Raw genomic sequence first — 22,771 nt, forward strand, 5'->3', positions numbered from 1 at the left:
CTTCGTGCACTCAAACAGTGTGTACGAAGCGCGTCGCTTTTTTACTGCCCTTTTTATTTCCCAGGGAAGAGGGTTTTTGTTGCGAACTATACACATGTCCTTTAATTTATGGGTAAGCGGCCAGTAGACCGCTAATCCCTTCCCCTCTAAATTTCAGGAGAATTCAATCATGTCTCTCAAACGAACCGTCGCCAAAGTGGTGATCTCTGGTGTGCTTTTGTGCAATCTCCTTGTGCCCGCGGCCTCGGCTTCATCTGTCAAGGTAGAGGGTGATTCCTGTACTTTTAGCCTTACTCCTGAAGACCAGGAGACCGTCGGTATCGACACCAAGGTTATTGACCCGTGACGAAGCGAAGGAAGAACTTGCGTACGTCAATGGCGAGGTGAGAGCAAGGAAAGCTAAGACAGAGATTGAGTACAAAAAGTACAAAGAACAGCACGGGAAGTCCGATCCAGGCTACGCAAAAGCTGTAGCCGAGTTCGAGGACGATATCGAATGGATGGACAACTACATCGCCATTTGGCACCCGGTCTTAAGAGCGTGCATTGACGGGCGCAACCTCAGCGAGTCATCTTCTAAGGCCGAAGCAATGCTCAGCACTAGTGACGGCTCACTTTCGCCGGGTGGTATTGGCGTCGTCGTAGGCGTCCTCATTGCGGTCCTTGGCGGGATTGCTGTAGCACTGCCGATGTTGAAGCCGATGCTTCCGGCAAATATCGCGGCGATGGTTCCGTAAGCTATGGGGCTAACGCTCTCCGTTCACTTCATGATTGGTCGGCAACCACGGCTCCGTGCGGAATTCCCGTTGAGCACCCGAAAGGGGATCGGTAAAGGCGAGAAGGACCGACGTAAGCAGCATCGGGCGGGCAAAGTCCTCGGTGCCGAAGGGTTGGACGACGGGATAGATCGGGTCGCCAAGAATGGGCGCGCCCGCAGCGAGCATCTGGATACGCAGCTGATGGGTCTTGCCGGTGATTGGCTCCAGCAGATAGGACGCGAGCGGACTTTGCACGTCATAGATGTCAGAAAGCGTCTCGTTTACAGGCTTGTCAAGGGGAGTCACGCTTCTTAGATGCGTTACAGCGTTCGGGTCCCCAGGAATGAGCGTGGCCGCAACCTCCCCACTCACTTTTCTGATCCGGTGCGACCACGTCCGAAGCTCCACGTCACGCAGCTCTGCAACCGCCGTGTACTGCTTTCGCACCTCCCGGCGAGCGAAGAGCTCCTGGTAAGGGCCCCGCAGCTCCCGCCTCTTCGTAAACAGCAACAGCCCAGAAGTCATGAGATCCAACCTGTGCGCGGGGGTGAGCTCTTCGTTGCCTGTGGCTCGGCGTAGCCGGACGGTGGCCGTCTCCGTAATGTGGGCGGCTCGGGGCATCGTCGCCAAGAACGGCGGCTTGTTGATGACGAGGATGTCCTGGTCCTCAAAGACCGTGGTGAGCTCGTATGGCACAACGCGTTCAGGGGCGGGTCGGCGGTAGAAGAAGATATCGGTGCCGGGGGCGAGGATGGTGTCGGGGGTGAGTGGGGTGGCGTCGCGAAGCACTACTTGCCCTTCGGCGAAGCGCTGCGCGACCGCATCGGGGGTATCTTCGGGGTGGCGGTGCCTTTGTGCGGCAACCACTTCGCAGAGGAACTCCAAGGCCGTGACCGGGGCAAGCGTGTCCGGGACGCGCACGCGGGAAGCACCGAGTCCGCCGCGCGGGGGCAGCGGAGGGGCAGCTTTACTCTTCTTGCGGGCCATAGTGTGTAGTAGCGTATCCCGCATGGATATTGGTGCAATGCTTGACCCGCTCGTGCAGTTCTTCTCTCAAGGTATCGGGAAGATGATCGCTGATGCGATGACTGTCCTCTACGAGCTTCTCTACCCTGCGAATGCGGAGCCTGCCGCACCGGTCGAGATTCCGAAGTAAAGAGCGGCAGGCACGGGGTACACTAGAGGATATAACCAGTAAGAAGCTACTGAAAGGCTGGAGACTATGAGCCGCGAAGAACGAGAAAACTTGGAAGACCGCGAGGACATCGTTGTTGTCGCGGTGGATGGCAGCCCGGCGTCGCAAACCGCTGTGCGATGGGCAGCGAACACCGCGATGAAGCGCGGCATCCCGCTGCGCCTGGCCTCGAGCTACACCATGCCGCAGTTCCTCTACGCCGAGGGCATGGTTCCGCCGCAGGAGCTTTTTGATGACCTGCAGCGTGAAACCCTGCAGAAGATCGACGAGGCGCGCGAGATCGCGCTCGAGGTCGCGCCGGACATCAAGATCGGCCACGCGGTTGCTGAAGGCTCGCCGATCGACATGCTGCTCGAGATGTCCCGCAACTCCACGATGGTCGTCATGGGCTCCCGCGGCCTGGGTGGCCTGTCCGGCATGGTGCTGGGTTCTGTTTCCGGCGCGGTTGTTTCCCACGCGTCCTGCCCGGTCGTGGTGATCCGCGAAGACAGCAACGTCACGGAAGAGACCAAGTATGGGCCGGTCGTGGTCGGCGTAGACGGTTCCGAGGTCTCCCAGCGCGCCACCGAGTACGCCTTCGAGGAGGCGAACGCGCGAGGCGCAGAGCTCGTGGCCGTGCACACCTGGATCGATACCCAGGTGCAGGCGCCGGGTGCTGGCTTCTCCGTCTCTGACGACCACTGGGCAGCAGTGCAGAAGGAAAAGGAAGCGCTGCTGGAGGAGACCCTCGGCGAGCTTCGCGAGAAGTACCCGGATGTGCAGGTCCGCACCGTCATTACTCGCGACCGCCCGGTGCGCGCACTCACCGAGGCGGCCGAGGGCGCTCAGCTGCTGGTCACCGGTTCGCACGGCCGCGGCGGCTTCAAGGGCATGCTGCTTGGCTCCACCTCTCGCGCGCTCCTGCAGTCCGCACCGTGCCCGATGATGGTGGTGCGCCCGGAGGAGTAATGTCGCGGCCTCGCATCACCCGCCTATGCAATGGACGTAGAAGGCGTGCATAATGGGGCCCGTAACTTAAACGTTGTTGAAAGAAGGGACGGAACGCACTATGGCACCTTCGATGGGCTTTATTGCATGGATTATTATCGGCGGCCTCGCAGGCTGGATCGGCTCCAAGATTCAGGGCCGAGACGCCCAGATGGGGCTCGGCCTGAATATCGTCGTCGGCGTGATCGGCGGCTTCCTCGGCGGCTGGCTCCTCAGCCTCTTCGGCGTGGACGTTGCCGGTGGCGGTCTGATCTTCAGCTTCCTTACCTGCCTGCTCGGCGCGGTGGTGCTGCTGTGGATCCTTAACCTGGTCACGAATAAGCGCGGCTAACCACCAGCCGGCAAATGATGAACGCCCCTTCGGGGGCGTTTTTTCATGCGTTAGGTCAACATGTGTCCGAGAATGTATTTCACCAGTACGGCTGGTGCGTACGTACCGGTTTGTCTATATTGAGACGAGACAAGCGAGCAGTAACCAAGGAGTGAGCACCAAGTGAGCAGTGGGACGGCGAAGAAGAAGACGACTGCGCGGCGTCGCAACCGGCCGAGCCCCCGGCAGCGCCTTCTCGACGCAGCCACCAAGCTGTTTACCGAGGAAGGGATCCGCGTCATCGGCATCGACCGCATCCTTCGCGAGGCGGACGTGGCCAAGGCCTCCCTGTACAGCCTCCTTGGCTCCAAAGACAACCTGGTCATCGCCTACCTCGAGCGCATGGACGAGGAATACCGTCAGCGCTGGGAGGAGCGCGCCGTGAAGGCAGCAACCACGGACGAAAAAGTGCTTGCTTTCTTCGACCTGGCCATCGAAGCGGAACCGCAGCGCGAGTTTCGCGGCTCACCATTCCTCAACGCTGCCACCGAGTACCCGCGGCCAGACACGGAATCCGAGCACCGCATCGTAGAAACGTGCCGAAACCACCGCAAGTGGATGCACGGCACGATCACGGAGCTGCTTACCGCCAAGAACGGCTACGACTCTGCAAAGCAGGCCGACGAGCTGCTCATCTTCCTCGACGGCGGGATGACCGGTGCGCGCTTCATGCGCGACGTCTCCCCGCTGCAGACGGCTCGCGACCTCGCGGAATCCGAGCTCGGTGCGCCGCCGGCCGACTACTCCATCTAGGCGTCCTTCTCGGCCTTGCGCTGACGCGCCAGCTGCCTCGTCGCGGCATCGCGCGCCTTCTTGAGCTCCTTGCGTTCCTGCTTTTCGCGTATTTTCTCGTCTTTGCGCTCCTGCTTCTCCGCGCGCAGCTGTGCGAAGGCCTCACCTGCCTGACTCGGGTGGCGCAGCGCGCGGTGGCGCAGCGCACGACGTGAACGCTTACGCGCTGTTCTTTTCTCCTTCTCCCCGGCGACGCGCGCCTTCGCCTCGCGCCAGTGCTGTCGGTGTATCTCCTCGGACGGCATCGTGCGTACCGTCCACGCCCACAGCGCTGCGGTTTGCGTCATGGTCCACAGGTTGTTGCTCACCCAGTACAGCAAAATTGCCACCGGCACGATGCCGGCCAGCCCGGCGGTTGACAGACTCACCGCGATAAGCGGGATCATCCACCACAAAAAGCGGTAGCTTTTCCGCGTCATCGCGGTCTCCCAGTCCAGTGTGGAGCGGTTGCGCAACTGCGAAATAGCCAGGTTGGTGCACGTAAAGATGACCGCAGCGACGACCATTGGCAACGCCACGGCGCGCACCTGTGCTTCCGTCGTGCCAAGGGCCGCGAGGTGTTCGGGGCTCATGGCGACGTAGGCGGGCAAGGGGGCGTCGAAAAGCGTGGCGGCGCGGAAGGTCTCGAGATCGTGGTTGCTCAGGATGCCGATGCGGTGACTGTCGCCATCTGTGGGCACCGCCATCCAGCGGAGCAGGCGATACAAGCCGATGAAGACGGGGAACTGCACGAGCGCGGGGACGCAGCCGGCCGCGAGGCTGTAGTTGTGGTCCTCCTGGACCTGCTTGCGTTCGCGCTTCTCCGCCGCAATGGCTTCTGGCGTGGTGGCGCTGCCGTATTCCTGCTCAATGCGTGCCAGGTGTGGCCGCATGAGATAGGAAGTGCGGCCGACTCGGTACTGCGCCATGGCGAAGGGCAGGACGAGCGCGCGAACCGTGACGACGAGCAGGATCACCGAGACGACCCAGGCGGCCGAGGCATCCATGCGCAAAAGGTGCACGAGGATCCAGTGCCACAGCTTGATGACCGCGGCGACCGGGTAGACCAATACTTCCAGCATGCGCGCGGCATCTCCTTTCCGGTTTATGCGTTACAGGTGGCGGGCACGACTGGGTTAATGTTAGGCCATGTCCCAACCGCCACATCGGATACGCGCCTCGCAAGTCATCGGGGAGCTCCTGCTCACCGCCGGTGCCCTGTTGCTACTCTTCGCGTTCTACGAGTCCTTCTGGACCAATATCTCCGCCGGTAAGATGCAGAACGAAGCGCAGCACACGCTCAGCGAGCAGTGGGGTAAGGGCTGGGTCAACCCCCGAGAGGTGAAGGCCCCGCAGCTTGGCGACGCCTTCGCGCGCATGTATATCCCCGCCTTCGGTCCCGACTACGAATTCGCCATCATCGAGGGCGTGGAAGAAAAGGAGCTGCTTACTGGGCCCGGGCGCTATCCGGATACGCAGATGCCGGGCGAGAACGGCAATTTTGCCGTGGCCGGGCACCGCGTGGGCAAGGGCGCGCCCTTTAACGACCTCGGCGGGCTTCACGCGTGCGACGCGATCGTGGTGGAGACGCAGACCCAGTGGGTGACGTACCGGGTGCTGCCGATGTCGCAGCAGCCGGACGAGCGACGCGCCGAGACCGCCGGCTGCCTGCCCGCGGAGATGAACGAGCGCGTGGCCACCGGCGATTACGCGGCGGTGCAGGGCCGCCACATCACGCTGCCGGGCGATATTAACGTGGTCAACCCGATGCCGGAGACCCCCTCCATGGAAGTTGTTGATGGGATGGAGGGCATCATCACGCTGACCACGTGCCACCCGCAGTTTTCCAACGCGGAGCGCATGATCGTGCACGCGATGCGCACCGAGGTGCTGCCCAAGCACCCGGAGGAAGACACGCTCCCGGCCGCGATGCAGGAGGTGAAGTAAGTATGTACGCAGCGCTGTGGCGCAAACTGCCGGGCAACACGTGGGTGAAAACGCTGATTGCTCTCGTGCTCGCCGTGGCGGTGTTTTTCCTGCTCATGGAGGTCGTGTTTCCGTGGGTGTCGGAGATGATGCCGTATAACGATGTAGCCGTTTAATCTGTCCAGCGCGGCACCGGCGGGAGCCAGGCCTGCAGTTTGCGGATCATCTCTTCCGGCTCATCGGCCACGATGAGGTGGTCGCGGTCGGTCTGGCGGACGAATCTCTTGGCCACCATGTGGTCGACCATGTCTACCAGGGGCTGCCAAAACTCGCGGCCAAGCAGGCCGATCGGCTTCGTGTGCAGGCCGAGTTGTTGGTTGGTCCATTCCTCAAAGAATTCGTCTAACGTGCCGGTGCCCCCTGGCAGGGCCACGAATGCATCGCCGAGCTGGCTCATCATGGCTTTGCGCTCCGACATGGAGCCCACCAACTCGAGACGGTCGAGCCCTTCGTACTTCAGCTCGTAGTTGGCCAAATGCGTCGTAAGCACGCCGATCGATGCCTGCGCGCCTTTGGCTACTTCGCCCATGAGCCCAAGCTTGCTGCCGCCGTACACCAGCGTCATGTGGTGCGCGCCCAGCGCCTGGCCGAAGCGCCGCGCGAGCTGAAGGTGCGCCGGGTCGGTGCCCGGGTTGGCTCCTGCGAAGACGGTGACGGCCTGAATCCGGCGCTGGGTGAGTGCGGGGAAGATCCGGGTGGCCAGGAGTGGCGCGAGTGCGTGCCCGGCGGGTTCGCGCGGATCGATCCAGGCAGTCTCGGCGATTTCGGCGGCCGCCTCCGGTGCGCTGAAAGGCGTGGGGTGGACGTAGACGGTGGAGGTGACTGTGTGGCCGGGCTCGTTCGAGGCCTCCGCGCTGAACCTGCCGAGGTAGCTGAGGTTGCCTCGGTCGACCTCGAGCCCGACCTCTTCGCGGGTCTCGCGCAGCGCGGCGTCGACTGTGGTCTCACCGGCCTCGAGCTTGCCGCCGGGCAGCTGGAAGCGGGGGCTGGAATGCTTGCGGACGCACAGGACGCGACCTGCGTCATCGCGAAACACGATGGCGGCGACGGTGATCTCTGTATCTGTGGGCGGGGTCGTGCGGGGGTTCGGGTTGCGCTCAGTCACAGTCCCAGCGTAGCGATGACCTGTTCCGCCACGCGTTGCGCCTTGACCGACTCGTCCTGGTTGCTAAACACCGTCACCGCGTGCGTACCGCGCGCAACTGAGTACGCTGCGCCGATACGATCCGGCACCTCGCCGCCGCCGTGGCGGCCGCCGTTCCACCCCGGGGGCTGATCGGCCGGAGCGGTAAATTCCACCGGGGTGGCCCAGTCCACCACGGCCATCGACTCCTGGGCTGAGGCCATGTGGCGCACGATTACCGTCAGCTGCGGTTCCTCCGGGTAGGACCAGAACTGGCAGGCGGGCGTGTCGAAGCGGGAATCCACACCGACGCCGGTCACCCGCTGCCCGTTCGTCTGAGCGACCCACTCGGTGTCCAGGTAGGGGCACTCGTTCCAATCGGTGCGCTGTGTCTCCGGCAGCGCCTCCACCGGCAGCCCCTGGTCGGGCGCGGGGGCGGGCGGCTGGCTCGGCTCGGGCGGGGTGGCCTGCTCGGAGCAGGCGGCGAGCGCGAGGCCCGCGGCAACGAAAGCGGTGGGTAATCTCAGACGCATGAGCCTAAGACTAGCGAGCCTGGCCCGCACGTCCGCAGACGTGCCGGACAACAAAGCTTTGGACACCGGAATCACGGTGCTAGCGGTGTGCCTCGTGCTGGTGTCCCTGGGGGCGACTGCCCGCATGCCGCTGAACCTCGCGCTGCTGCAGATCGTGCTTGTAGCCACATTTTCCTTCGTCCTGTTCTACGGCATGGTGGAGATGCACCGTTGGGGCCGGCTCGTGCGCGCGGTCTGGTGCACTGCACTCATCGCCCTGTGGGTGGCAGACATCGTGTTCTCTCCGGTGGCCGTGTACTGGGTATTCATCCTCTTTTTCGTGGTGCTGCGCGCCTTCAACAACTGGCGGGGTTTGGTGCTCGTGGCGGTGGGGCTCGCCATCTCGATCGTGATTCAGATTCCCACCGGCCTCACGCTCGGCGGTGTGCTCGGTCCCGTGCTCTCGGCGGCGGTGGTCGTGGCGATCAACTACGCGTTTACCACCATCGGTCGGGTGAGTAAGGAGCGGGAGCAGCTTATCGACGAGCTGTTGTCCACCCAGGACAAACTGGTCGCCACCGAGCGCGCCGCCGGCGTGGCACAGGAGCGCGAGCGGCTCGCCCACGAAATCCACGACACGGTCGCGCAGAACCTTTCGTCCATCCAGATGTTGTTGCACGCCGCGGAGCGGGATCTCGTGGACGCGGGCATCCCTAGGGAGCAACTTGCGGCCCCGCTGAAGCGGATGGAGACTGCGCGCCGGGCCGCGTCGAATAACTTGGCGGAGACGCGGGCGATGATTGCGGCGTTGACACCGGCGCCGTTGACGGAGACGTCGTTAAGCGAGGCGCTCGGGCGCATCGCGAAAGACCTCGAGACGGCGAGCGACATGGACATCGAGGTGGAGACCGATGGCGAGGTCATACAGCTGCCGATGCGCACGGAGGCGGGGCTTCTGCGCATCGCACAGGGCGCGATGTCGAACGCGGTGAAGCACTCGAGCGGGACGAAAATGCGGGTGACGCTCACGTATGAGCCGGACGAGATACGGCTGGACGTGGTGGATAACGGCCGGGGCTTCGACCCGCAGGCGCAGGCGTCAAAACCGGCGGGGCTGGGGCACGTGGGGCTCGACGCGATGCGTTCGCGCGCCGCCGAGCTGGGCGGGCAGCTGGTGGTGGAGTCCGCCCCCGGCGGGCCGACGGCGCTGTCGGTGGCCATACCAGGTAATGTCAATCGAAAGAATGATGCCGAGGCCTCGGCGGGTGCCGAGGGGAGTGGAAAGGTGAACCATGATTCGGGTGCTGCTGGCCGATGACCACGAGATTGTGCGGCTGGGGCTGCGCTCCGTGCTGGAAGCCGCCAGCGATATCCGCGTCGTGGGCGAGGTGGCCACGGCGGAGGCGGCGATCGCGACGGCGCAGGCCGGCGGCATCGATGTGATCCTCATGGACTTGCGTTTCGGCGCGGGGGCAGAGGGGACGCGCGTGACTACTGGCGCGCAGGCCACCGCGCGGATCCGGAGCTCCATGGAGAACCCGCCGCACGTGTTGGTGGTGACGAACTACGACACGGACGCCGACATCCTCGGCGCGATCGAGGCGGGCGCGGTGGGCTACCTGCTCAAAGACGCGCCTCCGGAGGAACTGCTCGCCGCGGTGCGCTCCGCGTTTAAGGGCGATGCGACGCTCTCGCCGATCGTGCGCGAGAAGCTGGCCACGCGCGAGAAGGCACCGCGTTCCTCGCTGACCCCGCGCGAGCTGCAGGTGCTGCAGCTGGTGGCCGAGGGCTGCTCAAATAGAGAGATTGGCCAGCAGCTCATGCTGTCCGAGGCGACGGTGAAGTCGCACCTGGTGCATATTTACGACAAGCTGGGTGTGCGCTCGCGCACCTCCGCCGTGGCCTCGGCGCGCGAACAGGGCGTGCTCTAGTTCGCCTTCTTCGTGATCTCGGCGCCGAGCTCGGCCAGCTCGTCCTCTACGGAAGCGTAGGCCAGGCGGCGCTGCTCCGGGTTGAGGTGCTCCGCGTCGCGCACGTTGCGCGCTAGCGTGTTGAGGCGAACCTTCGCATCGCCCTTAAAGCCCGAGGGCAGGGACTCGGAGTGCTCGAGGGAGGTGCGCAGCGCGTCGATACGCGCCTTGAGCTCTGCCCCGCGCCCGGAGTGGCGGGCGAGATCCTGCGGATCAACGCCAATGCCTGCGGCGCGGGAGTTGAAGCGGTTCTGCTGGTAGGAGGTGTAGGCCTTGTAGGCCAGCGGCAGCAGGATGGGCAAGAGGATGCGGGAGGCGCCGACCCACTGCTTCGCCTTCTTCTGGGTCAGCCCCGTCTGCTCGATGCGCTTCAGGTGGGCCTTGGCCATCTGCTCCTCGTGCTTGCGCTTGCGCTTCAGCCCCTTCTTCTCTTCCTTCAGCAGGCGCTGTTCCGCCTTGTCTAAGAGCTTCGCGGTTTTCTGGTCCGCCTTTGCCTGCTCCTTGGCCAGCTTGCGGGCGCGGGCCTCAGCGGCCTTAATCTCTGCCTTGGTGCGGGCGCGGGCTTTACGGATCGCTTCAAAAAGACCCATGGGGTGGTACTCCTTTTTGGTGTTGTTTTTCGCTGCCGCCGATCTTACCTGCCAGCCAGGTATTGTGGTCAGTATTGTGAATGAGCCGTTTCAGGTCCGTCCCGCAGATATCGTGGGCTGCAGGTACCGGTTGCGCCAGCGTTTGGCCCACCCGGAGGTCGGCCCCACCCCGGCTGGGCAATCGCGACAGGCGCAGCTCGCGGCGGCTCGGGCACGCGTGTTTGCGGCCCTGCCGGTGAAGCGGGCGGTGGGCGACGGGAGGGGGAAAGCCTTCGTCCGCGTCGACCTCAAGCCCGCAGATACCCCAGAAGAGCTGAAAATTCGCGACCGTGAGACGCGGGCCGCCCTGCGCCGCGGCGCGCACCTCATTACGCGGCCAGTGCTGTGCGGCGAGATCGAAGGCACCCGTGTGGTGTGCGAGCTCGACGTGCTGGTGCGCACCGATGCGGGCTACCTGCCGGTGCTCGTGTCGAACCACCGCGTAGCGCGCAAGGACCCTACGTCTACCACACTGATGGTGCCCACCGGCCGGCTCGGCCTCGGGGCGCCACTCGAGGTACACGCGAAACCGCGCCACCACACCATCGACGGCTATGCGCTCGCCATGGCGCAGCTTTTGCTCGGCGAATTGGCCTCTGGCCGCGGTGCCGTGATCGGGCAAGACCGCGAGCGTGCCTACCTCGGCGAGCTCGCGCGCTTCATCCCGCCCCTGCTGCGCGCACTGGACGCTCCGATCCCGTCCGCGCCGCGCCGGCTGAAGCAGTGCGCGACCTGCCGCTTCTGGCCGCTGTGCGGCCCGCAGCTCGAGGAAATGGACGATGTCTCGCTCGTGTTTTCCGGCGGGCGCGGCGACCAGTGGCGTGAGCGCGGTATCCACACGGTGCAACAGCTTATCGACGCGCACGTGGGCGACGCCTCGCACATCGCGCGCGCCTGGCGCGAGGGCGTGCCGGTGCTGAAACGCCGCGGTCCGGTGCACGTGCCACGCGCGGATGTGGAAATCGACGTCGACATGGAGGCCTATCTGGACCAGGGTGCGTACCTGTGGGGCGCTTTCGACGGGGAGACCTACCGCCCCTTCGTCACCTGGGACGAGGTTGGCGGCGACGCCGAGGAGCGCAACTTCACCGAGTTCTGGCGCTGGCTGATGGCGCGGCGCGCCGTCGCGCACGCCGAGGGCAAGACGTTCGCGGCTTACTGCTACGCCGCGGGCGGGGAGAACCACTGGTTGAAGTCCTCGGCAAAGCGCTTTGCCTCCGTGGAGTTGGCCGAGGTCCAAGCGTTCATCGCCTCTGCCGAGTGGGTTGACGTGTTCGCGCACGTCCGTCAGTACCTGGTTGGCACCGACGGGTTGGGGTTGAAGGTGCTTGGGCCCGTCGTCGGGTTTACCTGGGAGGACGACGACGTGGACGGGGAGGCGTCGGTAGCGCTGCGCAGGCAGGCGCGGCAGGGCGGCGAAGCGGGGGCCGCCGCACGCGCGACGCTTTTGCGCTACAACGAGGACGACTGCCGGGCGACACGCGCGGTACGCGAGTTCCTCGACGCAGGCGCGCCGGGCCTGCCCCTGCTATAGGCGCTTCTCCGCCACGGCGAGCGCGCCGGCGATGGCGATGAGCACGGCAAGCATCGCCGCAAGCACCCCGACGAAGCCAGCCCAGGACAGCGCCTCGAAGGCCCACCCGGTGGTGGCACCCAGCAGGGAAGAGCCCATGTAGTAGCAGAAGACGTACAGGCTCGAGGCCTCCGCGCGATCCTTGTCCGCGATCAGCCCGACCCAGCCGGAGGCGGTGGAGTGCAGGGCGAAGAAGCTGGCGGTAAAGATAAGAAGGCCAAAGAGGGTGACATACAGGTTGCCGCTGGCGCCGACGAGCGCGCCGGTGAGCATGAGTACTGCGGCCGCGAGTACGACGCGCCCGCGGCCGAAGCGGGCCACAAAGGAGCCGGCCCGGGCGCTGGACCAGGTGCCGGACAGGTACATCACGTAGGTCAGGCCGGCGAGCGAGGGAGCTAAGCCGAAGTCGTTGATGGCGCGGAAGCCGAAGAAGTTGTACATGGAAACAAACACGCCCATGGCGATAAAGGCGGTGGCCACTAGCCCGACGAGGCGGGGGTTGCCCAAATGCTGGGCCACCGCGCGGAACTCCGCGCCCGGGCGGATTGAGGCTTTCGGGTGGAAGTTGCGCTGTTCCGGTAGCAGCAGCGCGGTCGCGATGGCGAGCATCAGGCTGACTGCTGCGCTGGTGGCCAGCGCCCAGCGCCAGCCGGTGAATTCCAGCATGAAGGCGGGGATGAGGCGGCCGGTGAGCCCGCCGACGGAGGTGCCAGCGATGTAGAGCCCCATCGCGCCAGCGAGGTCGCGCTCGTCAAGCTCCTCGGAGAGCCACGCCATCGCCACCGCCGGGGTGCCGGCGAGCAGCGCGCCCTGGATCGCGCGGAGTGCAACGAGCTGGCCAATGGTTTGCGCCAGTGGAAGGGTCAGCCCGAGCCCGGTTGCGGCCAACGCGGAGATAATCAGAACGCGTCCGCGCCCGAACTTCTCCGACAAGATGGAGGCCGGGACGACGCAGATCGCCAGCGCGCCGGTCGCGGCGGAAACGGTTAGTGCTGCCGTCGACGGCTCGATGTCCATCTCACGGGTGAGGGTGGGCAGCAGGGCCTGGGTGGCGTAGAGGGCGGAGAAAATTGCGAGTCCGACGAGCAGCATGCCTATCGACGCCCGCCGATACTCTAGTGACCCTTTCCTCATAACGTCCTATGGTTCTCCATTTCGGTCGAGCGCGCAACGAGTTCGAAGATTTTCCACACATACCCTTGCGCATTAAGGTGAGCCTAACCTAAAGTTGTATGCGGGTTCCTTGTTGGACTCGTCGTGAATCTAGTGAACTACACCGCCCGCCGCATGCACCTCCTGATGCGGCGGGCGGTGTGCTTTCGGGTCTTGAAGGGGCAGAAAAACGCCCGCGCCAGCAGTGCGGGTGCACACAGTGGCGCGGGCGTTTCACCCAGGTGTGATTAGACCTTACTTGGACGCAGCGGCGTAGCGCTCGTTGACGTCGTCCCAGTTCACAACGTTCCACCAAGCCTTGACGTAGTCAGCCTTGACGTTCTTGTACTGCAGGTAGAAAGCGTGCTCCCACATGTCCAGCATGAGGACCGGGGTGAAGTCAACGGAGATGTTGCCCTGCTGGTCGGTCAGCTGCTGGATGATCAGGCGGCCCGCGATGTGGTCGTAGCCGAGCACTGCCCAGCCGGAGCCCTGCAGACCGGTAGCGACGCCCGCGAACTGCTTCTGGAATGCTTCGAAGGAACCGAAGTCGCGGTCGATGGCCTCAGCGATCTCGCCGGTCGGGTTGCCGCCAGCGTTCGGTGCCATGTTCTTCCAGAAGATGGAGTGGTTGGTGTGGCCACCCAGGTTGAACGCCAGGTTCTTGGACAGTGCGCGCAGCTTGTCCGGGTTAGCCTCGCCGTTACGCTCCGCCTCGAGCGCCTCGAGTGCGGCATTCGCGCCAGCAACGTAGGTTGCGTGGTGCTTGTCGTGGTGCAGCGTCATAATCTCTTCGGAGATGTGCGGCTCCAGTGCATCGTATGCGTACGGGAGATCCGGAAGCTCGTAAACAGCCATTGTGCTAAATCCTTTCGTCAGCTTGTGATGACGAAGCCCATAGTAGCCAAAACTTGATTTCCTGCAATGAAATTATCCAACGGAATATCCTCGTTCGGCGTGTAGGTTGTGGGAACTATGGGATTTCTCTTTGCGCCGACACCGCGGCTCCTCCCGGCAGACCAGACTCTGCCCGGGCGCAGCGAGCCAATCAACGCTAACCCGCAGCCGCATGCCGTGCTGGGCACCCCTATCACCGGCCCGTGGAAGCCGAGCCAGCGCCGCCTGCGCATAGGCATCGGGTGCTTCTGGGGCGCAGAAAAGATGTTCTGGAAGTTAGACGGCGTGGAGTCGACGTCGGTGGGCTACGGCGGCGGCGTGACTCCGAACCCCACCTACGGCGAGGTGTGCACTGGCAGCACCAACCACGCGGAAGTCGTCGAGGTGGTCTACGACCCGGAGAAGATCAGCCTGAAGGACTTGGTGCGCACCGCGCTTGAGGCGCACGACCCGACGCAGGGCTACCGCCAGGGTAATGACACGGGCACGCAGTACCGCTCCGCCTTCTACCCGGACACGGAGGCAGAGGCTGCGCAGATTACATCCTGGTGCGAGGCCTACGGCGCGCAGTTGCGCGAAGCGGGATACGGGCAGATGACCACAGAGGTCCGCGCCGGCGTGGACTACTACCTGGCCGAGGACGAGCACCAGCAATATCTGCACAAGGTGCCGAACGGCTACTGCCCGCACCACTCCACAGGGGTGGCGTGCGGCATCTAGGCGGAATCTAGGCGCGCAGCTTGGTGGAGTCCGCGTGGATCCACCGGTTCACGCGTAAAAGCTCAGCCTGTGTGAGCCCGCCATCGAGCACCTTGTTCCACGCAGCGACGGTTTCCTCGTGGTAGTTGTGCCCGTGCGGGGCGTCGTACTCGTTCGAGCTGACCTGGTCGATACCCACCTGCCAGAAGGTGACGAAAGGCCACCACCGCAGCGTGTGCAGTACGTCCAGATGTTGCGCGGCGGGGGCAGGCACCCCGCGCGAGCCGGGCTCTTTCAGCCAATCTGGTGCCCGCCACAACAGCGGGGCATCCCACCACACCACCGGGTCGGAAGCGTGCTGCGCGAACACGGCGCGCGGGAACTCCCACTCGGCGTCGTAGGGTTTGCCCGCGAAGTTGTGCTCGAGGTGGTCCGGGTGCGCGATGAAACGGAAGTGGCGGCCGCCGTCGACAACTGGCAGGCGCTGCGGGCTGCCCGGCTCGCGTCGCCGCGTCAGCATGGTGTGGGTGCTGCAGAACCCCGGGGCCCCGGTAAACACACCACCCGAGGTGCGCGCGAGGAAATCCCCCGGGTCCTGGAAGGCGTCGGCGACACCGTAGGCGCCGAGGGACTCGCCGCCGACGTAGAGCTTTGGAGGGTTGGGTGTGTCCAGCGCGGCAATGCGTTTCCGGATCGCGTTGATGAGCAGGCGAGAGGACTGCACCGCCGACTCGCGGTCCGCCAGGTAGGAGTAGAGCGAGGGGACGTAGGAGTACTGCATGGCTACGACAGCGCAATTCCCGCGGGCGACGAACTCGAAGCCAGAGGTGTGAAAGTCATTGATCCAGCCCGTGCCGGCAGAAGACATCACGGCAATGTGTGCGCGCTCCCAGGCGTTCGTGCGGTCCATTTCGTGCAGCGCCGCTTCGGCCATCTCCTCGTAACTGCGGTTGCGCTCACCGTCGCGTAGCCCGATGAAGATACGGATCGGCTCGGTCACCGCCTCGCGGGGCACGTCCAACACACGCGCGATGTCTCGGGCCCGCGGGCCGCCCGCGACCACCGCGCGGCCCTGCCGTCCCATGGTGTCCCACGCTTCCACAGAAGACGGCGAGCCTGAGCGGTGCGGCTCGCGCGGCTGGGGCGCGCCGCTGAAGAACTCGCGGTTGAGCTCCTCGGCCTGTTTGTACACGGTGGACATCAGGTTGCGCACCACGAGACGGTCCGCAAAGACGTAGGCGCCGCCGGCGACCGCGAGAATCGCCAAAGGCCAGGACGTCACCGGGGGCAGCTTGCGGCCGAACACCGCGTTGACGTGGTCGACGGAGGTCTGCAAGATCTCGCCGACAAGCAGCATCGCCCCGTAGCCGAGCGTGCCGACTGACAGGCCGATGAGCGTTTCCCCGCGCTTCACCGGGTGTGGCGTGCTGACCAGCGTTTTCTGCCGTGCGTGGGCGCCGGCGGACGTGGCGTAGGCGGCCAGGGTGATCGCGCTCATGGCGATGCGCGCCGGGTTCGCCTGTTTGCCGCGCGGGCCGCTGGCTCCCCAGGCGCGGGCGATGGTGCCTGCGCTAGCGCCAAGCATGTGGCCTACCGCCTGGCAGATCGCCACGTTGGCGGCCGTGGTCCACCACCTGCGCGGCAACAGTGAGGGGGAGACCGCGCCCCAGGTGGCGATCTCGGCGCCGACGACGCCCGAGCGGAATGTGTTTGGCAGCCGGCGCAGCCCTCGCAGCCGCACGACGGGGGAGAGGTCGGCGAGCACTTCCACCGCGGCGAGCGGGGCGGCGAGCAAGCCGTGGTGATCGAAACTGTAGCGATTCCGGGCGCGTTGTATTGCGCGACGGGCGGCGTCGAGTGGCGGGGTGCGGGGGGCGTCGAAAAGCTTTGCAACGCGCATATAGCGCATTATGACAAAGTTTTTCAACTCGCGCGGGGCGTCAACCCGTTGTAGGTTTGGGCACTGTGAGGCAGACACACATCGTTGCGCACCGCGGATTCTCCGGCATGTACCCCGAACTGACCAGGCGAGCGTTTGAAGAAGCGCTGAAACTTCCCATTCATGGCATTGAGTGCGATGTGCGGCTCAGCCGTGACGGCAGGCTCGTGGTCTTCCACGACACAAATGTTTCGCGCACCACCAACGGGCGCGGGCGCGTCGACTGCCTCGACTTTGCGCAGCTGCGCGAGCTGAACTGCGGCACCGAGGAGGACCCGCAGCAGATCATGCTGCTCGAGGAGCTGCTCGAGCTCATGCAGGACTACCCGGACAAGCACCTCTACATCGAGACGAAGCACCCCACGATTTACGGGCCCGAGGTCGACGAGCAGACGCTGCGCGCGCTGACCTACGCCAAGCTGCTTGACGACGAGCGCGTGCACATCATCTCCTTTTCCCACAAGGCCATGCGCTATTTCACTCGCATGGCGCCGCAGCTGGAGACCTACTATCTCTTCCGCCTGCGCGAGAAGAGGTGGAACCCGGGCAACGCGATGCTCTCGCGCCCCTACGGGGTGGGCCCGGCGATCCAACACCTGCAGGCGAAAAAGCAGCTGGTGGGCTTGCGTGGCTTGAAGACGTACACCTGGACGGTGAACACGCCGCGGCAGATGATGTGGTGCGCCGAAAACGGTGTCGACGTGCTGGCCACCGACCTGCCGAATTTGGCGCTCGACACCTTTGCACGCGCGAAATCTGCAGATACTCAAACTCCAGTGGCGGTGGGCTAGCCCGTGACCGGCATTATCGCCCACCGCGGGAACAACGGTTGCGTCCCGGAGAACACCCTCTCCTCGTGGGCCTAGTGCTGCGGTAGATTTGTGCGCATGGCAAAGAAGAAGCGTAAGAAGCAAGAAGACCTGCCCGAGGGCATGACCCGCCGCCAGGCGAAGATGGCCGCGCGCGCCAAGGAGCGCGAGGCACTGCAGAAGGACCCGCGCCCCTTTGGCGGTTTGGCTGCTGAGGCGGACTTGGTCGCGATGCAGGAGTTCGTGCCGTCGGCAAGCGCGAAGCTCGACGTCGATGGCACCGAGGTCACCCTGGTGACCGTGCTGCCGGGCGCGGGTGCGGCGCTCGTGCGGGACGAGGCACAAGGGGGCGAGCGCCTCGTGGCGCTGCAGGCCGCCGCGCACTCGCAGAACCCGGGGCGCGACCTCGCGTACGCGCTGAAGTGGGTTGTTGATGCTAAGCCGGGCGAGTCGCTGCAGTCGACCGCCGCTGATGGAAGCCAGCCGGAGCTTGGCTCGCTTATCGACGCCGCGTGGACCCCACAGGTAACCACCTACCCCGACTTCAACTGGTGGTTCGCCGAGGGCGAAGATGTGCCCGCGCAGCTGCGCCAGGCGATGACCCAGGCCAACGACGCGGTGTGGCCTTCCGCGCAGGTCGAGGCAGAGGTCCCGGGTGCCGTGTGGTGGGTCAACCCGGGCGGCGGTAAGGCGCACATCCGCTGGATCCGCACCGAGGATAATGAGGCACAGATGCTTGCCGCCTTGGCGCGCATCGCCGCAAAGGGCGAGTTGGTACTGGGCGAGGGCACGAAGTTTGCCGGTGCCTTCCGCACCCACGGCGTGGTCGTGCCGGTGTGGGACTTGGATCCTGAGGTTGCGCCGGAGTCCTACGCCGCGGCGCTGGAGTCGCTGAATACGAAGATCGAGGCGGAGTACGCCAACGATGCGCAGCTCAACGCCGCGGAGCGGAAGCAGCTGGACAACATCAAGTCCCGGCAGGTGACCATCTAGCCGTCGGGGGAAATTCAACGGCAATTCTCTCAGTTACTACCTGCCTGTCCCTACCTCAGCGACGCGAAGAGCTCCTCTGCTGCCGCGTCGTCCCAGAGCACCACGTTGCCCACCTCGGTGTCCTGGAAGCCGCCGAGCGGGATCGTCTCGGCGTTTAGTCCGTTGCGCATTGCGAGCGGGATGCGCGCGAGGTGCCAGATGTGGTCGCCCTCGCCCACCACGAACATGGTCGGCGCGGTCCACATGAGCGGTACCAGGCGGAAGGGGTTGACCAGTACGGCCGGTGAGGTGACCCGGTCCAGCAGCGCGCCGAGGAACTCGCGCTGCCGCATCACGCGGTCAAGATCGCCCTGTGCGGTAGCGCGGGTGCGTACGTATCCGAGGCTGGTTGCCCCGTCCATCTCTTGGCACCCCGGTTGCACGTTGAGGTTGGCCAGCGGGTCGTCGATAGCTTCCTGCACGCAGACCTCCACGCCACCGACGGCGTCGACCACGTTCGCGAGCCCGCCCATGCCGATCTCGGCGTAGCGGTCCACGCGCAGCCCGGTGTTTTCCTCCACGGTTTGGGCCAGCAGCGGGGCGCCGCCGAAGGCGAAGGCGGCGTTGATCTTGTCGTAGCCGTAGCCGGGGATCGGCACATAGGAGTCGCGCGGAATAGACACGAGTGTCGCCTCGCCGCTGAGCGGGATGTGCAGCAGCATGATCGTGTCGGTGCGGGTCGTGCCAAGATCGCCGCCGGTGCCGAGCCGTTCGACGTCCTTTTCGCTTAAGCCCGTGCGCGAGTCGGAGCCGACCAACAGCCAGTTCGTACCCGCGGTGTTCGCGATACGTTCCTCGGGGAGCGCTTGGGTGCGGGTGAGTCGGGCGTCGGTAAGCAGGGTGCCCGCGACGAGCATCACGAGCAGGATCGCCAGGATGGTGGCGCAGCCAGGGGCCTTTGCTTTGCGACGCCGCGGGGCCGGCCCCTTCCGCCGCCGCCGGGACACCTGCACCGGCACCGGCTCGGGCGCGGGGGCTGGTGCCGGGCGGGAGTACGTTGGCGTGCGGCGCGGCTGGTACTCGGGGAACTGCTGGCGCGGCCGCTGTGTTGCTCGGGGGCGTTCGACGCGCGTGAACTCGGGGACCTGGTGTGAGCGTTGGACGGGGCGGCGGCGGATCGGCCTGCCGTAGCGGTCGACCAGGGGCTTTCCGTCCTTGCCCAGCACGTATTCCCCCACGCGATCGCGGGGGTCGTTGGAGTGGGGCGTCGAAGACATGCACTTAGTGTAACGGTTGTGGCGTATGTGGCATACCGGTTCGTAGCGTCGGGCCCTGGGAGTTCGCCGTCAATGCCGCTACTGAATACCCAGCCGGGTGAGGTCGACAAGCGGGTAGCCAACGAACGCGACCGCGTCGATGAAAAAGTGGCCGAGCACGAGTGGCCACACCGGGGCGACCCAGTCCGCGGCCGCAGACTTGTTGCCCTTGTTCCGCCACAGGAAGTAGCCGGCGAAGACAATGCCCATCACGATGTTGCCCGCACCCGCGGATACCCCCTGGTAGAGGTGGTAGGAGCCGCGCAGCACCGCCGATGCCGCAACCACCTGCCACGGTGTCCACCCCAGCTGCCCAAGCCTGGTCACTAGGTAGGCCACCACCACGACCTCCTCGCCGAAACCGTTGGCAAAGGCCCAGACGAGCGAGGTCGGGATCTGCACCGCGTCGGTGGTGGGCACCACCACCTTGGACAGTCCCAGGTTGACCGCCGCCACGTAGAAGGCCAGACCGGGCAGCCCGATCGCAGCAGCCAGCCCCGCCCCGTGGGCGACATCCCTCCACCTGGGCCAGCACCACCTGCTGCCCAGCAGGAACCAGGCGAGTGCGCCCCACGCCACAAGCGTGCCCGCGGAGGTCAGTTGCAGCGCCAGGTCCAGCCAGCCGACGGAGGACGCGGGCTGTACAAGGGTGGTGGACTGTTCGTTGAGCGGAGCGGTGAGGTAGGCGTCGATAAGCTTGAGCCCCGAGCGGAGCCCACTCATGCCGAAGGTAACGGCGAGCACGAGAATGATTTCGATGATGAGTCGGCGGCGCATGCGATAACTTTAAGCCCATGACCCGAATCGCGTACCTGGGACCGGCCGGCACCTTCACCGAACAGGCGGTACACGCCTTCGCGCTGCCGGAAGCCGAGCTTGTGGCCGTGGACTCGCCCGCCGAGGCGCTTGCCACGGTGGCTGATGGCAGCGCCGAGCGCGCCGTGATGGCCATCGAGAACTCCGTCGACGGGGCGGTGACCACCACCTCCGATGCGCTCTTGGCCACCCCGGACGTGCAGATCTTCGCCGAGACCGAGCTCGAGATCGCCTTCGCCATCATGACGCGCCCAGGTGCCTCGCTTGCCGACGCCCACCGCTTTGCCACCCACCCCGTCGCCTTTCAGCAGGTGAAACGGTGGATGAGCGAACACGCCCCGCAGGCGAAATTCCAGGCGGCGAGCTCGAACGCGGCCGCCGCGGCGCTCGTGGCCGAAGGCGGCGCCGACGTCGCCGCCGCCCCGGAGCGCGCCGCGGAGCTCTTCGGGCTCGAAGTCCACGCGCGCAACGTGGCGGACCTGGAGGCTGCGCGCACCCGCTTCGTACTCGCCGGTCCAGTTGACGCCCCGCCGCAGCGCACGGGCAACGACCGGACCTCGATCGTGTTCCAGACCGTGAACGAGCCCGGCAGCCTGGTCGGTATTTTGCAGGAGTTCGCCTACCGCGGCGTGGACCTGTCGCGTATTGAGTCGCGCCCAACGCGCGAGGAACCGAACACATACAACTTCTTCGTCGACATCGTCGGGCATATCGACGACGCACCCGTGGCCGAGGCACTGCGCGGGGTGTACCTGCGGGCCTCAAAGATCCGCTTCCTCGGCTCCTGGCCGCGCGTCGTTGGCGAGCCCACCCCGGTGCGCGACGCGCGCATCGCGGCGGCCGCCGACTGGGTCGAGGCGGCACAACGCGGGCGCACCAAGACCTCGCGCTAGCCCCAGCCGAGCTCGTGCAGCTCGTGTTCTTCCATGCCGAAGTAGTGGCCGACCTCGTGGAGCACCGTCACCTTGACCTCGTGGCGCAGTTCCTCCTCAGTGGCGCACATCGCCTCGAGCGGTTCCTTATAGATAAAGACCGCGTCAGGGAGGAACCCGGTGTGGTTGGAGTGCTGTTCCGGCAACGGCACACCCTCGAAGAGGCCGAGCAGGCCGGGCTGCTCTTCGTTGTAGTCGCGGGCGAGGATGACCATGTTGGTCATGTGCTGGGCAAAGGAGTCTGGGATGGTGTCGAGCGCGTCGTTAATCATCGCCTCGAACTCCTCGTCGCTGACCTTCACCATTACTGCGCGACTTCCTCGGGCGCTGGGGGCGCTGCCTCTGGTGCAGGCGGGGCCTGCTGCTCGCGCAACGGGCGGCGCTTTGGGCGGTCCGGCGGCGGGGTGCCGTCGATGCGCAGCACCTCCTTGCCGCCCGTAGCGGTGCCGGTCAGTTCGGCAAACCCGCCCTGCGGCGAGGAGAAGACGAGCGCGCAGTTCACGCTGTGCGAGCCGCCCTCCCACGCGGCCGGCTGCTGGGTGGTCCAGAACGGCTGCAGCGAGATCTGGTACAGGTTTTCCTCGCTGCCGAGGTAGTCGTGGGCGGCCTTCGTGCACACGTCGCCCAAGTGCTTGTCCTGTTGCTCTACCGACGGGGTGGCGTCCGGGAAGACCGGGGCTAGGTCGACCTTGCTGGTGATTTCCATCTGGTGCGCGGCGGCGCAGTCCACCACCGAGAGGCTGTTCGCTCCGTCAATGGCGACGCACTCGCCCGGCTCAAAGGTGCGGGCCTGGTCCTGCTCGGCCACACGGCCCGTGGTGAGGATCGGCTCGCCGGCGCGGTCGGTCTCCTGCAGCCCGCACAGCATCGTGCGGTCCCCAGCCTCCCAGGCGCTCGCCGGCGGCAGGATCGGGGCGATGGAGTAGCGACCGTTCGGGTCGTAGCGGCCCTCGAGGTAACGGACTGTGGAGGCGCCGCAGAGTTCCTCGCGCAGCTGCGCCTGGCGCGTGGGGTTCGGCATCGGCGCGTCTTGCCCGAATTCGGACGTGGGGTAGACGGCCAGATCCTGGCGCGAGGCCACCTCGAAGCGGTGCTCGCCTGCACAATCAGTCTGCTCGAAGCCGCTGATTGCCCCGCCCTCGCCGACCGTCCAGGTCAGGCAAGCGCCCTGGTCAGCCGTGGTAAACGGCGCAGGCGCTTCACCGCTGTGCTGCGCTTGCTGGTTGTGCTCGGTGCCGCTGCCTCCGCCGGCGTCGGGGCCCGTGGTCATGGCGTACGAGCCCATGCCCACCGTCCCGGCGAGCAGGGCGACGAAGAACGCGCGCACGGCGCTGGAAGTGGAAGCCATGCCCCTATACTATTCCC

The 22,771-nt window shown here is 65.4% G+C and carries 26 protein-coding genes; 14 read left to right on the forward strand and 12 right to left on the reverse strand.

Features of this window, described 5'->3' with window-relative positions:
- The first annotated feature begins 335 nt into the window (after positions 1 to 335).
- Positions 336 to 737, forward strand: coding sequence for a hypothetical protein (locus tag M3G14_RS09280; protein WP_259926248.1), 402 nt, complete (start codon positions 336 to 338; stop codon positions 735 to 737).
- Between the two features lie 9 nt (positions 738 to 746).
- On the opposite strand, the gene M3G14_RS09285 is transcribed toward M3G14_RS09280, so the two are convergent.
- Complete coding sequence (locus M3G14_RS09285) at positions 747 to 1,745, reverse strand: pseudouridine synthase (protein ID WP_259926249.1); 999 nt, start codon at positions 1,743 to 1,745, stop codon at positions 747 to 749.
- 22 nt (positions 1,746 to 1,767) lie between these two features.
- Here M3G14_RS09285 and M3G14_RS09290 point away from each other — a divergent pair, with 22 nt between their 5' ends.
- The 4 genes from M3G14_RS09290 to M3G14_RS09305 all read left to right on the forward strand — a co-directional run bounded on the left by M3G14_RS09290 (position 1,768) and on the right by M3G14_RS09305 (position 4,063).
- On the forward strand, positions 1,768 to 1,914 hold the full coding sequence (locus tag M3G14_RS09290; RefSeq protein ID WP_259926250.1) for a hypothetical protein: 147 nt from the start codon (positions 1,768 to 1,770) through the stop codon (positions 1,912 to 1,914).
- Between the two features lie 66 nt (positions 1,915 to 1,980).
- A complete protein-coding gene (locus tag M3G14_RS09295; protein ID WP_259926251.1) occupies positions 1,981 to 2,901 on the forward strand; it encodes a universal stress protein in 921 nt (306 codons plus the stop codon).
- A 100-nt stretch (positions 2,902 to 3,001) separates the two neighbouring features.
- Positions 3,002 to 3,271: a GlsB/YeaQ/YmgE family stress response membrane protein gene (locus tag M3G14_RS09300; RefSeq protein ID WP_259926252.1), complete on the forward strand. Its 270-nt coding sequence runs from the start codon at positions 3,002 to 3,004 to the stop codon at positions 3,269 to 3,271.
- A 162-nt stretch (positions 3,272 to 3,433) separates the two neighbouring features.
- Positions 3,434 to 4,063, forward strand: coding sequence for a TetR/AcrR family transcriptional regulator (locus M3G14_RS09305; protein WP_259926253.1), 630 nt, complete (start codon positions 3,434 to 3,436; stop codon positions 4,061 to 4,063).
- Here the strand turns inward: M3G14_RS09305 and yidC are convergent.
- Positions 4,060 to 5,163 carry a membrane protein insertase YidC gene (gene yidC, locus M3G14_RS09310; RefSeq protein ID WP_259926254.1) on the reverse strand — a complete coding sequence of 368 codons (1,104 nt, stop codon included), beginning with the start codon at positions 5,161 to 5,163 and terminating at the stop codon, positions 4,060 to 4,062. The two genes, M3G14_RS09305 and yidC, sit on opposite strands and share 4 nt — an antisense overlap.
- A gap of 67 nt (positions 5,164 to 5,230) precedes the next feature.
- On the opposite strand from yidC, the gene M3G14_RS09315 reads away from it, so the two are divergent.
- On the forward strand, positions 5,231 to 6,028 hold the full coding sequence (locus M3G14_RS09315; protein ID WP_259926255.1) for a class E sortase: 798 nt from the start codon (positions 5,231 to 5,233) through the stop codon (positions 6,026 to 6,028).
- 2 nt (positions 6,029 to 6,030) lie between these two features.
- Positions 6,031 to 6,183, forward strand: coding sequence for a hypothetical protein (locus M3G14_RS09320; RefSeq protein WP_259926256.1), 153 nt, complete (start codon positions 6,031 to 6,033; stop codon positions 6,181 to 6,183).
- On the opposite strand, the gene M3G14_RS09325 is transcribed toward M3G14_RS09320, so the two are convergent.
- Positions 6,180 to 7,172: a TIGR00730 family Rossman fold protein gene (locus M3G14_RS09325; RefSeq protein ID WP_259926257.1), complete on the reverse strand. Its 993-nt coding sequence runs from the start codon at positions 7,170 to 7,172 to the stop codon at positions 6,180 to 6,182. The two genes, M3G14_RS09320 and M3G14_RS09325, sit on opposite strands and share 4 nt — an antisense overlap.
- Positions 7,169 to 7,723: a DUF2020 domain-containing protein gene (locus M3G14_RS09330; RefSeq protein WP_259926258.1), complete on the reverse strand. Its 555-nt coding sequence runs from the start codon at positions 7,721 to 7,723 to the stop codon at positions 7,169 to 7,171. The genes M3G14_RS09325 and M3G14_RS09330 overlap by 4 nt, the downstream gene beginning before the upstream one ends.
- Here M3G14_RS09330 and M3G14_RS09335 point away from each other — a divergent pair.
- Together M3G14_RS09335 and M3G14_RS09340 are read left to right on the forward strand one after the other, a co-directional pair.
- Positions 7,722 to 9,020, forward strand: a complete 1,299-nt coding sequence (locus M3G14_RS09335) for a sensor histidine kinase (protein WP_259926259.1) — start codon at positions 7,722 to 7,724, stop codon at positions 9,018 to 9,020. The two genes, M3G14_RS09330 and M3G14_RS09335, sit on opposite strands and share 2 nt — an antisense overlap.
- A complete protein-coding gene (locus tag M3G14_RS09340; protein WP_259926260.1) occupies positions 8,995 to 9,633 on the forward strand; it encodes a response regulator transcription factor in 639 nt (212 codons plus the stop codon). The genes M3G14_RS09335 and M3G14_RS09340 overlap by 26 nt, the downstream gene beginning before the upstream one ends.
- Here M3G14_RS09340 and M3G14_RS09345 read toward each other — a convergent pair.
- On the reverse strand, positions 9,630 to 10,262 hold the full coding sequence (locus M3G14_RS09345) for a DUF6474 family protein (protein WP_259926261.1): 633 nt from the start codon (positions 10,260 to 10,262) through the stop codon (positions 9,630 to 9,632). The two genes, M3G14_RS09340 and M3G14_RS09345, sit on opposite strands and share 4 nt — an antisense overlap.
- Before the next feature lie 76 nt (positions 10,263 to 10,338).
- Here M3G14_RS09345 and M3G14_RS09350 point away from each other — a divergent pair, with 76 nt between their 5' ends.
- Positions 10,339 to 11,835 carry a TM0106 family RecB-like putative nuclease gene (locus tag M3G14_RS09350; protein WP_396122235.1) on the forward strand — a complete coding sequence of 499 codons (1,497 nt, stop codon included), beginning with the start codon at positions 10,339 to 10,341 and terminating at the stop codon, positions 11,833 to 11,835.
- Here M3G14_RS09350 and M3G14_RS09355 read toward each other — a convergent pair.
- Together M3G14_RS09355 and M3G14_RS09360 are read right to left on the reverse strand one after the other, a co-directional pair.
- Complete coding sequence (locus tag M3G14_RS09355) at positions 11,830 to 13,008, reverse strand: MFS transporter (protein WP_259926263.1); 1,179 nt, start codon at positions 13,006 to 13,008, stop codon at positions 11,830 to 11,832. The genes M3G14_RS09350 and M3G14_RS09355 overlap by 6 nt on opposite strands.
- Positions 13,009 to 13,281: 273 nt before the next feature.
- Positions 13,282 to 13,884 carry a superoxide dismutase gene (locus tag M3G14_RS09360; protein WP_070789591.1) on the reverse strand — a complete coding sequence of 201 codons (603 nt, stop codon included), beginning with the start codon at positions 13,882 to 13,884 and terminating at the stop codon, positions 13,282 to 13,284.
- A gap of 117 nt (positions 13,885 to 14,001) precedes the next feature.
- On the opposite strand from M3G14_RS09360, the gene msrA reads away from it, so the two are divergent.
- On the forward strand, positions 14,002 to 14,643 hold the full coding sequence (msrA, locus tag M3G14_RS09365; protein WP_259926265.1) for a peptide-methionine (S)-S-oxide reductase MsrA: 642 nt from the start codon (positions 14,002 to 14,004) through the stop codon (positions 14,641 to 14,643).
- Between the two features lie 7 nt (positions 14,644 to 14,650).
- Here the strand turns inward: msrA and M3G14_RS09370 are convergent, their stop codons facing one another.
- Positions 14,651 to 16,522, reverse strand: coding sequence for an alpha/beta-hydrolase family protein (locus M3G14_RS09370; protein WP_259926266.1), 1,872 nt, complete (start codon positions 16,520 to 16,522; stop codon positions 14,651 to 14,653).
- A 65-nt stretch (positions 16,523 to 16,587) separates the two neighbouring features.
- Between M3G14_RS09370 and M3G14_RS09375 the strand changes: the two genes are divergently transcribed.
- Together M3G14_RS09375 and M3G14_RS09380 are read left to right on the forward strand one after the other, a co-directional pair.
- Complete coding sequence (locus M3G14_RS09375; protein WP_259926267.1) at positions 16,588 to 17,352, forward strand: glycerophosphodiester phosphodiesterase family protein; 765 nt, start codon at positions 16,588 to 16,590, stop codon at positions 17,350 to 17,352.
- A 96-nt stretch (positions 17,353 to 17,448) separates the two neighbouring features.
- A complete protein-coding gene (locus tag M3G14_RS09380; protein ID WP_259926268.1) occupies positions 17,449 to 18,363 on the forward strand; it encodes a DUF5926 family protein in 915 nt (304 codons plus the stop codon).
- A 50-nt stretch (positions 18,364 to 18,413) separates the two neighbouring features.
- On the opposite strand, the gene M3G14_RS09385 is transcribed toward M3G14_RS09380, so the two are convergent.
- Both M3G14_RS09385 and M3G14_RS09390 read right to left on the reverse strand, forming a co-directional pair.
- Entirely contained in the window at positions 18,414 to 19,619 is a 1,206-nt protein-coding gene (locus M3G14_RS09385) for an LCP family protein (protein WP_259926269.1), read from the reverse strand.
- A gap of 78 nt (positions 19,620 to 19,697) precedes the next feature.
- Complete coding sequence (locus M3G14_RS09390; protein ID WP_259926270.1) at positions 19,698 to 20,435, reverse strand: CPBP family intramembrane glutamic endopeptidase; 738 nt, start codon at positions 20,433 to 20,435, stop codon at positions 19,698 to 19,700.
- A 17-nt stretch (positions 20,436 to 20,452) separates the two neighbouring features.
- On the opposite strand from M3G14_RS09390, the gene pheA reads away from it, so the two are divergent.
- Complete coding sequence (pheA, locus tag M3G14_RS09395) at positions 20,453 to 21,367, forward strand: prephenate dehydratase (protein WP_259926271.1); 915 nt, start codon at positions 20,453 to 20,455, stop codon at positions 21,365 to 21,367.
- On the opposite strand, the gene M3G14_RS09400 is transcribed toward pheA, so the two are convergent.
- Positions 21,364 to 21,711 carry a metallopeptidase family protein gene (locus tag M3G14_RS09400; RefSeq protein WP_259926272.1) on the reverse strand — a complete coding sequence of 116 codons (348 nt, stop codon included), beginning with the start codon at positions 21,709 to 21,711 and terminating at the stop codon, positions 21,364 to 21,366. The two genes, pheA and M3G14_RS09400, sit on opposite strands and share 4 nt — an antisense overlap.
- Entirely contained in the window at positions 21,711 to 22,754 is a 1,044-nt protein-coding gene (locus M3G14_RS09405) for a septum formation family protein (protein ID WP_259926273.1), read from the reverse strand. Before M3G14_RS09405 ends, M3G14_RS09400 begins: the two co-directional genes overlap by 1 nt.
- Positions 22,755 to 22,771 lie beyond the last annotated feature (17 nt).

The sequence above is a fragment of the Corynebacterium sp. p3-SID1056 genome (genome assembly GCF_025152525.1).
Lineage (GTDB): Bacteria > Actinomycetota > Actinomycetes > Mycobacteriales > Mycobacteriaceae > Corynebacterium.